Annotated in this window: 12 protein-coding genes and 1 pseudogene; 9 read left to right on the top strand and 4 right to left on the bottom strand. The window is 75.2% G+C overall.

Annotated features, from left to right (window positions below):
• The 4 genes and pseudogenes from LQ51_RS19925 to LQ51_RS19910 form a co-directional block, all read left to right on the top strand.
• The gene (locus tag LQ51_RS19925; protein ID WP_046567900.1) at positions 1–369 is read left to right on the top strand and encodes a VOC family protein; all 369 of its coding nucleotides are present in this window, start codon (positions 1–3) and stop codon (positions 367–369) included.
• Positions 370–467: 98 nt separating this feature from the next.
• Complete coding sequence (locus tag LQ51_RS19920) at positions 468–1,196, top strand: helix-turn-helix transcriptional regulator (RefSeq protein WP_046567897.1); 729 nt, start codon at positions 468–470, stop codon at positions 1,194–1,196.
• A 58-nt stretch (positions 1,197–1,254) separates the two neighbouring features.
• A complete protein-coding gene (locus tag LQ51_RS19915; RefSeq protein ID WP_046567895.1) occupies positions 1,255–1,914 on the top strand; it encodes a dihydrofolate reductase family protein in 660 nt (219 codons plus the stop codon).
• A 74-nt stretch (positions 1,915–1,988) separates the two neighbouring features.
• Positions 1,989–2,717, top strand: a pseudogene (locus LQ51_RS19910) (YqjF family protein); the annotation flags it as partial.
• A 510-nt stretch (positions 2,718–3,227) separates the two neighbouring features.
• On the opposite strand, the gene yidD reads toward LQ51_RS19910, so the two are convergent.
• Entirely contained in the window at positions 3,228–3,611 is a 384-nt protein-coding gene (yidD, locus tag LQ51_RS19905; RefSeq protein ID WP_231605802.1) for a membrane protein insertion efficiency factor YidD, read from the bottom strand.
• A 111-nt stretch (positions 3,612–3,722) separates the two neighbouring features.
• Between yidD and LQ51_RS19900 the strand changes: the two genes are divergently transcribed.
• Positions 3,723–4,583, top strand: coding sequence for an AraC family transcriptional regulator (locus LQ51_RS19900; RefSeq protein WP_046567891.1), 861 nt, complete (start codon positions 3,723–3,725; stop codon positions 4,581–4,583).
• 3 nt (positions 4,584–4,586) lie between these two features.
• Here LQ51_RS19900 and LQ51_RS19895 read toward each other — a convergent pair whose 3' ends face one another.
• On the bottom strand, positions 4,587–5,930 hold the full coding sequence (locus LQ51_RS19895) for a phosphotransferase family protein (protein WP_046567889.1): 1,344 nt from the start codon (positions 5,928–5,930) through the stop codon (positions 4,587–4,589).
• 171 nt (positions 5,931–6,101) lie between these two features.
• On the opposite strand from LQ51_RS19895, the gene LQ51_RS19890 reads away from it, so the two are divergent.
• The 3 genes from LQ51_RS19890 (at position 6,102) to LQ51_RS19880 (ending at position 8,462) form a co-directional block, all read left to right on the top strand.
• Positions 6,102–6,509, top strand: a complete 408-nt coding sequence (locus LQ51_RS19890; protein ID WP_046567886.1) for a YciI family protein — start codon at positions 6,102–6,104, stop codon at positions 6,507–6,509.
• 5 nt (positions 6,510–6,514) lie between these two features.
• Complete coding sequence (locus LQ51_RS19885; RefSeq protein ID WP_046567946.1) at positions 6,515–7,660, top strand: RNA polymerase sigma factor; 1,146 nt, start codon at positions 6,515–6,517, stop codon at positions 7,658–7,660.
• A 232-nt stretch (positions 7,661–7,892) separates the two neighbouring features.
• Positions 7,893–8,462: a hypothetical protein gene (locus LQ51_RS19880; RefSeq protein WP_046567884.1), complete on the top strand. Its 570-nt coding sequence runs from the start codon at positions 7,893–7,895 to the stop codon at positions 8,460–8,462.
• A 21-nt stretch (positions 8,463–8,483) separates the two neighbouring features.
• Here the strand turns inward: LQ51_RS19880 and LQ51_RS19875 are convergent, their stop codons facing one another.
• Complete coding sequence (locus tag LQ51_RS19875; RefSeq protein WP_156313164.1) at positions 8,484–9,656, bottom strand: hypothetical protein; 1,173 nt, start codon at positions 9,654–9,656, stop codon at positions 8,484–8,486.
• A gap of 256 nt (positions 9,657–9,912) precedes the next feature.
• Between LQ51_RS19875 and LQ51_RS19870 the strand changes: the two genes are divergently transcribed.
• Complete coding sequence (locus LQ51_RS19870) at positions 9,913–11,454, top strand: gluconokinase (RefSeq protein WP_046567881.1); 1,542 nt, start codon at positions 9,913–9,915, stop codon at positions 11,452–11,454.
• Here the strand turns inward: LQ51_RS19870 and LQ51_RS19865 are convergent.
• Positions 11,344–11,823, bottom strand: a complete 480-nt coding sequence (locus LQ51_RS19865) for a hypothetical protein (protein ID WP_046567878.1) — start codon at positions 11,821–11,823, stop codon at positions 11,344–11,346. The two genes, LQ51_RS19870 and LQ51_RS19865, sit on opposite strands and share 111 nt — an antisense overlap.
• Positions 11,824–11,876: the final 53 nt, after the last annotated feature.

Here is an 11,876-nt window from a genome sequence, read left to right as displayed (position 1 = left end):
ATGCTCGACCATTTCTCCGTCATGGTGCGTGACCTGGCGACCAGCGCGGCGTTCTACGACGCGGTGCTCGCCCCGCTGGGCGGCCGCCGGATCATGGAGCCCGGCCCGATCGGTTACGGCGTCGACCGCCCCGACTTCTGGCTGGTGCCCGCGGCCCCGGAGGCCGGCGCGCCGCTGGAGGCGCACATCGCGTTCACCGCCCCGGACCGGGCCGCCGTGCGGGCGTTCCACGACGCCGCGGTGGCCGCCGGGGCGGAGGTGCTGCACGCGCCCCGGGTCTGGCCGGAATACCACCCGACCTACTACGGCGCGTTCGTCCGCGACCCCGACGGCAACAATGTCGAGGCGGTCTGCCACCGGCCCGAGTGAGGCACCGCACCTGCTGCCGTTGCTCGCCTCACCGTGCCCGGACCGTCGACGTCGATAGCCTGAGCAGGCAACCTTGGCGACTGAAGACGGAGGAGGCCGTGGCGCTGCGGTTCGAGCATCGCGACACCGAGATCGACGTGAGCCTCGTCGACCGGGTGTGGCGCACCCGCTCCGACACGGAGGAGACGATGACGTCCGCGGCACGCACCTGCTGGCATCTGATCTTCGCGCGGGCGCGCGGACGCCTCCTCGCCGGCCTGCGCGGGCCCGAGACGAGGGCGACCACGGCACCGGTCCCACCGGGCACCGAGTTCCTCGGCGTCCGGTTCGCGTTCGGCGCGGTTCTTCGGCCGCATCGTGCCGCCTCGGTCGTCGACGGGTACGTGCCGTTCCCGGTGACGGAATCCGGCCGGATCATCATCGGCGGGACGGGTTGGGAGGCACCGACGTTCGAGAACGTCGAGCAGTTCGTCCGCCGACTGCAGGACGCGGGTCTGCTCGTGCGATCGCGTCTCGGGGACGAGGAGCCGGTCGCCGAGCATCCCGAAGCCGGCCCGACCGAGCGCACCCGGCAGCGCCGCTACCGGGCGCTCACCGGGCTGTCGCGAACCACCGTGGGGCAGATCGACCGCGCGAACGCCGCGGCCACGCTGCTGCGCGACGGCCGTGACTGGCGCACCGTCGTCGACACGTTGGGGTACTTCGACCAGGCCCACCTCGGGCACGCGCTGCGTCGCTACGTCGGGCACACCGCGCGCGAGCTGCGGGCGGGTCACGTCGCCTCGATGTCGTTCCTGTACAAGACCCACCCCGGTCCGGGCAGTTAGCGTCCGGCTGCCGGCCAACCCCGGCCGGCTGTCCGCGACCCGAGTTCCGAGGAGAACCGTGCTGCTCAGCGTCAACACCTTCGTCAGTCTCGACGGCGTCATGCAGGGACCCGGCGCCCCCGACGAGGACCGCTCCGGCGGCTTCGACCGCGGCGGGTGGCTCGTTCCGCACGCCTCGACCCACACCAACGAGGTCGTCGAGGGGTGGTTCCGGGAGGCCGACGCGTTCCTCTTCGGCCGTACCAGCTTCGGCCTGCTCGGCGGGTACTGGCCGAAGGTCACCGAACCGGACAACCTGATCGCCACCAAGCTCAACACGCTGCCGAAGTTTGTGGTCAGCTCCACGCTGACCGACGACGAAGCCGACTGGCGCCCGACGACGGTCCTCCGCGGTGACGTGGCTGACCAGGTGCGCCGCCTCAAGGAGCTTCCCGGCCGGGAACTCCAGGTCCACGGGAGCTGGCAACTCGTGCAGGCGTTGCACCAGGCCGGGCTCGTCGATGTCTACCGCCTGCTCCAGTACCCGGTCGTCGTCGGCACGGGGAAGCGCCTCTTCCCGGACGGATCGGCGCCCGCGACGTTCACCACCGTCGACGAGAACTCGCGCGTCCTGCCCGGCGGCGTCGTCTCGCTGACCCTCGCGCCCACGAGCCTCGGCGCGATCGCCGCGGGCGCGTACGCGGTGCAGGACGGCCGCTCGGCGACGGTCCTCGACTGACTCGCGGCCCGGCCCGCTGCACGGCGTCGGGCGCCGGCTGGGACAACCCGCCGTCCGTCCGGCACGATGATGCGGTGGACATCGAGCCGGTCGAGGTCGCGCCGACCCGGACGTTCCCGTGGGCCTCGCTGCGGCAGCGCTGGCAGGATCTCACCTTCCTGCACTGGGCGGTCGCGCCGGAGATCGTGGCGCCGCTGCTGCCCGCCGGCACCCGCCCGGACACCGTCGACGGGCTCAGCTACGTCGGCCTGATCGGGTTCCGGATGGTCGGGCTGGGCCTCGGGCGCGGCCCCGGGGTGCCCTACTTCGGCACCTTCTGGGAGACCAACGTCCGGCTGTACTCGGTCGACGGCACCGGCCGGCGGGCGGTGGTGTTCCGCTCACTCGACGCGTCCCGGCTGGTGCCGGTGCTGGTCGCGCAGCTGAGTCTGCGGTTGCCGTACAAATGGTCGGCGATGCGGCTGGACCGGGACGGGGACCGGCTGACCTATCACTGCCGGCGCCGCTGGCCCGGCCCGCGCGGCGCCGCCAGCCGGATGACGGTACGGGTCGGCGACCCGATTGCCGAGCCGACGCCGCTGGACCACTTCCTCACCGCCCGTTGGGGCCTGCACACCGGGGCGTACGGGCGCACCCTGCACCTGCCGAACTGGCATCCGCGCTGGCCGTTGCACCGGGCGGAGCTGCTGCACCTGGACGACGAGCTGGTCACCGCCGCCGGGCTGCCGCCGATGCCGGGGCCGCCGGTGAGCGTGCTCCACTCCCCCGGCGTGCCGGTGGTGTTCGGCGGCCCGGTGGCGTTGCGCCCGCAGCCCGGCGGACCCGTGCCGCCGCATCCGCAGCCCGGCGACCCGGTGGCGCCGCGCCCTGGGCCCGGCAGCCCGGCGGCGCCGCACCCGCAGCCCGGCAGCCCTGGCGCGGACCCGCCGGCACGCTGAACCAGCACCGACTCCGGATGCCGCCCCACACCGACCACGCCGCGCGGCGTCGATGCCACCTCCCCAACGTCCGTCCGGAGAACGCACCGCTTCGGAGCGATATGCCTCTGGGGCATAAAGATGCCGCAGAGGCATATCGCCGTCGAGCCGGGATGCCTGGTTGAGCCGGGGACGCCTGCGACAACATCGTCTCGACTCACTGGTCGTCGCTCGCCTCGGGAACGGCGTCGCCGGGCCGCACCTGGCCGACGGCGCTCCGTCCGCCGAGCCGCAGCCGCGCCGCAGCCGCGCCGCAGCCGCAGCCGCTGCCACACTGACCGCAACCGGCCGCGAACCACCCGCCCGGCGCACCCCGCCCGGCCGCAGCCGGGTCGTTCAGCGCAGCGGGTCGTGGGTGCCACGCGGGACCGGCGGGCGGCAGCGGCGTACCCGGTCGGCGGCCAGCCGCCCGCCCACCGCGAGGCCGTACCTCTCCACGGCGGCCAGGCCGTAGGCGCTGCACGTCGGGGTGTAGCGGCACCGGCCGGGCCAGCGGTGCGACAACCAGCGCCGGTAGCCGAGGATGGCGGCCCGGCCGGCGCGGTCGACGACCGGGACGCGGGTCGCACCGGCGAGGAGCGCGCCGAGGGTGAGCAGCGTCGAGAAGAGGCCGAAGTCGCAGCCGCCCGGACCGTCACAGTCGCAGAATCGGCAGTCGGGCACGTCGCAGTCGCACCCGCCCCGGTCCTTCTTGCGGCGCTTCCGCTTCAGCTTGATCACGACGCCATGATGGGGCACCCGCGCCAGCCGATCGGATCGGGTCGCGCGGGATCGGGTCGGCGCAGGTGGCGGCGCCTAGCGTCGAAGGCGTCAACCAGGAAGGGGCATCGGGTGCTGGAGCGGCTCAACCAGGCGATGGACCAGCTCGAACGGCACCTCGACCGGCCGCTCGACGTGGCCGCGCTGGCCCGGAGCGCCGCCGTGTCGGAGCACCATTTCCGGCGGCTCTTCTCGGCCCTCGCCGGGCTTCCGCTGTCGGAGTACGTGCGGCGCCGGCGGCTCACCGTGGCGGGGGCGGAGGTGCTGGCCGGCGAGGCGCCGCTGCTCGACATCGCGGTCCGCTGGGGGTACGGCTCGAACGAGGCGTTCGCCCGGGCGTTCCGGGCGATGCACGGGGTCGGCCCGCAGGAGGCCCGGCGTACCGGCGCAGCGCTGCGCGTGCAGCCCCGGATGTCCTTCCGGCTCGTCGTCGAAGGGAGCGCCAGCATGGAATACCGGATCGTGGCGAAGGAGGCCTTCCACCTGGTCGGGCGGAAGGCCCGGGTGCCGCTGGTGCACGAGGGCATGAACCCGCACATCGTGGCGTTCGTCCGGGGCATCGACCAGGAGACCGTACGCCGGATCGAGGCGCTGTCGGACCAGGAGCCGCACGGGATCGTCAACGTCAGCGACGACCTGGCCGGCTCCCGGGCGGAGGGCACCGAGCTGGACTACTGGCACGGGGTGGTGACCGGCGCGGACGCGCCGGAGGACCTGGACAGCCTGCCGGTGGCGGCCGGGTCGTGGGCGGTGTTCCGCGTCTCGGGGGCGTTTCCGCAGGCGGTGCAGCAGCTGTGGCGGGACGTGTTCACCCAGTGGTTCCCGTCGAACCCGTACGAGAGCCGGCCGGGGCCGGAGATCTCGAAGGTCCGGGTGGCGCCGGGCGGGGAGACCGCCGAGGCGGAGCTGTGGATCCCGGTGCGGCAGGTCTGACCGTCACGCCGCGGCGGCCGCCTGCTTCAGGCAGGCCGGCACGTCGTTGCGGTGGTAGGGGTGTTCGGCGGGCTCGATGCCGGCGAGGAACATCGCGTACACGGCGGCCATCCGCAGCGGGGCGACCGGGCGGAGCAGGTCGACGGCCCGGTACGGGTCGCTGCCGGGCACGTCGGCCTGCCAGCGGGCGGCCCAGGCGGCGCGCAGCGGCGCGGCGGTGGCCTCGTCGAGGGTGTCGGTGAGCCGCAGGATGTCGAAGGCGGGGTGCCCGACGAAGGCGTCACCCCAGTCGATGAGGGTGCGTCGCCGGCCGTCGCCGCGCACGTTGCCGGGGTGCAGGTCGCCGTGGACGAGGGTGTCGGGCAGGCCGCAGTCGGCCAGCCGGGCGAGCCGGTCGTCGAGGCCGGCGAGCAGGTCGGCCACGACCGCGACGTCGTGCGGGGCGAGCCGGTCCCGGATCCAGCCGGCCAGCGCCGGGCCGCGCAGGTCCGGTACGCCGGCGGCGAGCAGCGCCGGAACGTCGCCGGCGGCGCGACGCTGGACGGGGTGGTGGTCGGCGGCGATGGCGGCCCGCTCGGCCGGGTCGGCGGCGTAGCGGTCCTCGCCCGGCGCGTGGTCGAGCAGGAGCCGGCCGGTGCCGTCGGCGGCGAGCAGGGTCGGGGCGAGGTCGGGCGCGGCGCCGGCGAGCCAGCGCAGCACGGCGGCCTCGTGCCGGAAGAACGCCGGCACCTGCTTGAGCCAGACGCTGCCGGCCGCGCCCGCACCGGCGGCCCGGCTCGCGGCGTCGGCGCTGCCCGCACCGGCGGCCCGGCCCGCGGCGTCGGCACTGCCCGCCCTGCCCGCACCGGCGGCCCGGCTCTCGGTGTCGAGCTGCCAGATGGCGGAGAGGTTCCAGGTGCGGTGCTGGCGGACGGCGGTCACCGGGCGGCCGAGCCGGTCCAGTTCGGCGGTTGCCCAGGCGAGGCTGCGGGCCGGGCCGCCCGGCTCGGCCCAGGGGGCGCGCAGCGGGTGCGGCGCGAGGTGCCCGGGCTCCGGCGGTGAGCGGCGGCCGAGATCCGGGCCCACCCGGTGTGACGCGCCGTGGTCCGCGCCGACGGGTACCGGCGCCAGCGGCACCGGCGGCGGGTCGGACACCTCGGCGAGGTAGGTGAGGTGGCCGCCGGGCGGTTCCGGACGGTCGGCGGCGAGCAGCCGCAGCACCGCGACGTCGACGCCGTACCGGTGGCGGGCCCCGTCGACGATCGAGCCGACCTGCTGCCACCACGGCTCCGGCACCTCGTAGCGGGGCAGGGCGCCCAGCGGCCGGCCGGTGGGGTCGACCAGGACCAGGGTCACGGTGCGGGACACCGCCGGACCCTAACGTCGCGGCCGGTCGGCCGCGAGCGGTTATCGGTCCGGCCCGGGGTGCGCGGAAAAATCGTCGGGAAAAATCCCGGGCCGGATGTCGAGAACCGCCCGGCGGCTCCGTCCCCGCAGCGCACACGGCGACAATGGCCGTACCGCACGAAGGAGCACACCATGGCCAAGTACCTGCTGCTGAAGCACTACCGGGGCGCGCCCGCGCCGGTCAACAACGTGCCGATGGACCAGTGGGCGCCGGAGGAGATCTCGGCCCACATGCAGTACATGGCGGACTTTGCCGCCCGGCTGGAGGGCACCGGGGAGTTCGTCGACGGGCAGGCGCTCTCCCCGGAGGGCACGTTCGTCCGCTACGACGGCGAGGGGCGCCCGCCGGTCACCGACGGCCCGTTCGCGGAGACCAAGGACCTGATCGCCGGCTGGATGGTGATCGACGTCGACTCCTACGAGCGGGCGGTGGAGCTGGCCGGCGAGCTGTCCGCGGCGCCGGGCGCGGGCGGCAAGCCGATCCACGAGTGGCTCGAGGTGCGGCCGTTCCTGACCGGGCCGCCGACCATCACGGAGTGAGCACGGTGGACGAGGTCCTGCTGCGGACCCTCACCCCCACCGTGATCGGGATCCTGGTCCGCCGCGGAGCGGACTTCGCGGCGGCCGAGGATGCCGTGCAGGACGCCCTGGTCGAGGCGGTACGGGTGTGGCCGGACGAGGTGCCGCGCGACCCCAAGGGCTGGCTGGTCGCGGTGGCCTGGCGCAAGTTCCTCGACGCCGCCCGCGCCGAGACCTCCCGGCGGCGGCGCGAGGTGCTCGTCGACGCCGAGCCCCCGCCCGGCCCCGGCGAGGCGGTCGACGACACGCTCCAGCTGTACTTCCTGTGCGCGCACCCGTCGCTGACCCCGGCCTCGGCGGTCGCGCTGACGCTGCGCGCGATCGGCGGCCTGACCACGCGGCAGATCGCCCGCGCCTACCTGGTGCCGGAGGCGACCATGGCCCAGCGGATCAGTCGGGCCAAGCGGACCGTCTCGGGCGTCCGGTTCAGCCAGCCCGGTGACCTGGGCACCGTGCTGCGCGTGCTCTACCTGGTCTTCAACGAGGGCTATTCGGGCGACGTGGACCTCGCCGCCGAGGCGATCCGGCTCACCCGCCAACTGGCGGCCATGACCCGGGACGAGGAGGTGGCGGGCCTGCTCGCGCTCATGCTGCTGCACCACGCGCGCCGCCCGGCCCGGACCGGCCCCGGCGGCACCCTGGTGCCCCTCGCCGAGCAGGACCGCGGCCGGTGGGACACCCGGCTGATCGCCGAGGGCGTCGACGTGCTCCAGGCCGCCCTCGCCCAGGACCGGTTGGGCGAGTTCCAGGCCCAGGCCGCCATCGCCGCGCTGCACGCCGACGCCCCGACGGCCGAGGAGACCGACTGGGTGCAGATCGTCGAGTGGTACGACGAACTGGTCCGGCTCACCGACAGCCCGGTGGCCCGCCTCAACCGGGCCGTCGCGGTCGGCGAGGCGGACGGCCCGCGGGCCGGCCTGGCCGCCCTGGCCGGGCTCGACCCCGCGCTGCCCCGGTACGCCGCCGTGGCCGCGTACCTGCACGAGCGGGACGGCGATCTGGCCGTCGCGGCCCGGCGCTACGCCGAGGCCGCCCGATCGGCGCCCTACCTGGCCGAACGCGACCACCTGACCCGGCAGGCCGCCCGGCTCAACGCGCGGCTGCGGGGTTGAGCGGCGGACGCCGGCCGCCCCGGCCCGGGCCCGGCGTCGGGCCCCGCGCCGGGGTTGAGCGGCCAGCGCCGGGTGGAGCGGACGCACGCCGGGTTGAGCGGCGCACGGTCACCCGACCCGACCGGACCGGCACCGGGCCGGCGCCCCTGAGCGGGGCCGGGGTCGGGCGATCCGGGACGGGTACGGGTCGTCCCCGGATGTCCACACCCCACCCGACGGCGAGGCTGAGGGCATGACTCTCACCGATGCGCCGGCGCGGCCCGCGTACCCCTGGCTGCGGCCGACCGCCGTGACTGCCTCCCTGCTGCTGCTCGGCTACGGCATACTGCGGCTGATCGACCGCCTCGACGGGCACAGCGACAAGGGCGCCTGGGCGTGGAACACCGGGCACACCCTGTTCCTGCTCGGGATCGTGACGTTCGGGGCGCTGATCGTCGGGCTGCACGGCCTGCTGCGTACCGTCTCGCCCCGGCCGCGCACGGTGGACGACGTGGCCGCGGTGGCCGGCCTGGTCGGCGGGGTCTGTTTCGTCTGGGTGATCCTCGGTGACCTGTTCCCGCGGTTCGCCGAGGCGGTGCCACCGCCGGACGCCGTGCTGCTGGGTGGACCGGTCCTGTTCGAGCTGGGCCTGCTGGTGCTGCTGGTCCGGGCGGTCGGGCCGCGGCTGCTGCCGGCGTGGGGACCGGTGCTGGTGCTGGCCGGGTTCGTGGCGATCGCGGTGAACCTGGACCTGCTGCCGGTCGGCGCCGCGCTGGTCTTCGGTGGGCTGCTGCCGCTGCGCACCCGCCCCGCCCGGCGGTGACGGGCGCGCCGAGCCGACCGGTCAGGTCCAGAAGGTACGGCGGTAGCCGTCGTTCCGCGCGCAGGAGTCGCGCTGCCCGCCGCTGAGGCTGACCGAGCCGTCGCGGCACTGCACCAGCCAGCCGCGCCCGGACCAGAAGCCGGGCACGCAGTCGAACCAGTCGCAGACGTCCCGGTCCGGCCGGCGGATCCGGTCACCGCCGCAGAAGTCGTACCCGAACGGGTTGGCCGGTGCGCCGCAGCGGCGTTCGCCGCGCGGTTGCGGCGTCGGGTGCCGGGTGGTGGGGGCGGCCGGCCGGGTGGGCCGGGCGCGGCCGGGTTTCGGGGTGCTGGCGGTCGCGTTGCGCACGGCGGGGGCCACCGAGGGCGGCGCGGGAGTGGCGCTGGTACCCGGGGTGGCCGCGGCGGCCATCTCGGAGCCGGGACGCACCGGGGGGTCGGACTCGAAGAGCATGGCCGGCACGACCAGGGCGAGGGCGATGCCGACCGCGACGGTCCGCCGGCCGCCGGGGAGCGCCGCCGAGACGCGGGCCTGGGCCGGGGTGAGCACGGCGGGGCGGACCGGCTGGGCCGCGGTGTGTTCCTCGATCAGCGCGTCGAGCTGGGCGATGACGGCGGCCCGCTGCTCGATCGCGTCGGCGAAGGCCAGGGTCAGCTTGAACCGGAAGTCGGCGACCGCGCCGGTGGGCAGCAGCAGCCCGGAGGTGCGCCGCCGGTCGAGGACCTGGATCAGCGTCACCGGGGCGGCCGGGTCGTGGGACAGCCCGGTCATCCGCCCGTACGCCCAGTCGCGGCGGCCCCGCCCGCCGAGCAGCACCAGCCGGCGGTTGGTGAGCACGGCCAGCCCGGCGTCGACGACCTTGACCCCTTCCGGGCGGCGGGGGCGCAGCACCGGCGGGTCGGGGTCGACGGCCAGTTCGGGGGCGGGCAGCACGGCGGTGTGCCGGACCTCGACGAGTTGCGCGGCGGGCAGGGTCCAGAAGACCACTTCGCCGGGGGCCAGCTCCATCGGCAGTCCGGCGCCCGCCTCGGCCGAGCCGTGGAAGGACCCGGCGAGGGTACGCAGCCGGCGCAGCTCTTCGTCGCGCTGCCGCCAGGCCTCGTCGGCCGCGCGGAACGTCCGCTGCCGCCGTTCGTTCTGCCGGTGCGCCCACCGGTAGCGCCATGTGGAACCCGTCGAATCAGTCATCGCCACGCCGACTCCTCCGTCGCGCGAGCCCACCAACCGGGGTGTCATTCACGTAACGGCGGCAGAGGGCCAACAAGACACGCGAAAGTCGCCAATCTGACCGATCGGCTGATTGACCCGCACGTTAGGCGGAACCGGAATCAATCGGTGATCGGCGGTGCCGGCGCGGCGAGCGCGGCGGGCCGCATCGCCATGCGGGTGGATGCCGGCGTCGGTAACGTCATCCGGACGGGGCAGCCTGGCCTGACGAGGAGGTGGTCCGGTGGGCGGCACGGCCGTCGTGCTGGGCGTGGACATCGGCACCACCAGCACCAAGGCCGTCGCGTACGACACCGGCGGCCGCCAGCTCGCCGCCCACTCGATCGGCTACCCCCTCGACGAGCCGCAGCCCGGCTACGCCCAGCAGGACCCGCAACGCATCGTCGACGCGGTTATCGGCGCGATCCGGGCCGTGGTCGAGCGGCTCCACGCACCGGTGGCCGGGCTCTGCTTCAGCACCGCCATGCACAGCCTGATCGGGCTGGACGCCGACGGCACCCCGCTCACCCCCTCGGTCACCTGGGCCGACTCGCGGGCCAGCGCGCAGGCCGAGCGGCTGCGCGCGGTCCCCTCCGGGCTGGCCCTGCACCGGCGTACCGGCACCCCGATCCACCCGATGGCGCCGCTGCCCAAGCTGGTCTGGTTCGCCGAGCAGGAGCCGAAGCTGCACGAGCGGGTCGCGCACTGGGTCGGCATCAAGGACTACGTGCTGCTGCGGCTGACCGGCACGCTGGTCACCGACCACTCGGTCGCCTCGGCCACCGGGCTGCTGGACATCCACCGGCTGGCCTGGGACGCCGAAGCGCTCCGCATCGCCGGCATCACCGCGCAGCGGCTGCCGCGGCTCGTACCCACCACCCACGTGCTGCCCGGGCTCCGCGCACCGGTCGCGCGGGCCGCCGGCCTGCCCGCCGACACCCCGATCGTGCTGGGCGCCGGGGACGGACCGCTGGCCAACCTGGGGCTCGGCGCGGTACGCCCCGGCGTGGTGGCCTGCTCCATCGGCACCAGCGGCGCCATGCGGGTGATGGTGGAACACCCCGGCGTCGACCCGCTCGGTGGCGTCTTCTGCTACGCCCTCACCACAGACCGCTGGGTGGTCGGCGGCGCGATCAACAACGGCGGCATCGTGCTGCAGTGGGCCGGCGAGGCGCTCGCCCCGGAACTCGGCGCACACCCCGAGGAGGAACTGCTCGACCTGGCCGCCCGGGCACCCGTCGGCTCGGGCGGGCTGATCATGCTGCCGTACCTGCTCAGCGAGCGGGCGCCGCACTGGAGCGCGCTGCCGCGCGGCGCGTACGTGGGGCTGACCCACGGCCACCGGCGCGAGCACCTGGTGCGGGCCGCCCTGGAGGGGGTCTGCCAGCAGCTCGCCCTGGTCCTGGCCTCGGTGCGCGCCGCCGGCAACGAGGTACGCGAGATCCGGGCCAGCGGTGGCTTCGCCCGCAGCCCGCTCTGGCGGCAGATCCTCGCCGACGCCCTCGGCCTGCCGGTGCGTTTCCCGGCCGGGCACGAGGGATCGAGCTTCGGCGCGGCGCTGCTCGGCATGCAGGCCCTCGGCCTGATCGAGTCGATCGAGGTCGCCGCCGACCTGGTGCGGATCGACGAGACGGTACGTCCCGACCCGGCCGCCGCCGCCACCTACGCCGCCCTGCTACCGCTCTTCTCCGAGCTGTACGACGCGCTCGTGCCGACGTTCGCCTCGCTGCGGCGGCTGGCGCCGGGCCTGCCGCCGGAACCGCCGCCCACCGCGCCACCACCGTGACCACCGGCGTCCGCCCGCCAGGGCACGGCGCACGAACTCGGCGTCACCCAGCCGGAACCCGGCCGGGACCGGGAAGTGCAGGATGTCCGCACGGGTCGTGACCCGCAGGCCGAGGCGGGTCAACAACTCCTCGGCGGCCGCCCGGGTGTCCGGCGTCGGCACCACGTACGCGGCACCGTTCTCGTCCTCGCAGCAACTGCGGGTCTCGCACACCGCCCACAGGTGCACGATCAGGCCGGCCAGCCCCCGGTCGACGCACGCCTCCCGGCCGTGCGCCCGGACGTGCACCTGAGGATGCCGCGCCGCCAGCAGACCGCCGTTGACCTCCCGGCACGCGGCACACAACGGGTACGGCCCCAGCACCACCATGCCGCCTCCTCAGGCAGGTCCGGACCGTCACGGTAACGCCGGGCGGCCCGCCC

The organism is Micromonospora sp. HK10 (genome assembly GCF_000982955.1).
Classification (GTDB): domain Bacteria; phylum Actinomycetota; class Actinomycetes; order Mycobacteriales; family Micromonosporaceae; genus Micromonospora.
This window is presented reverse-complemented; position numbering and strand designations above follow the sequence as displayed.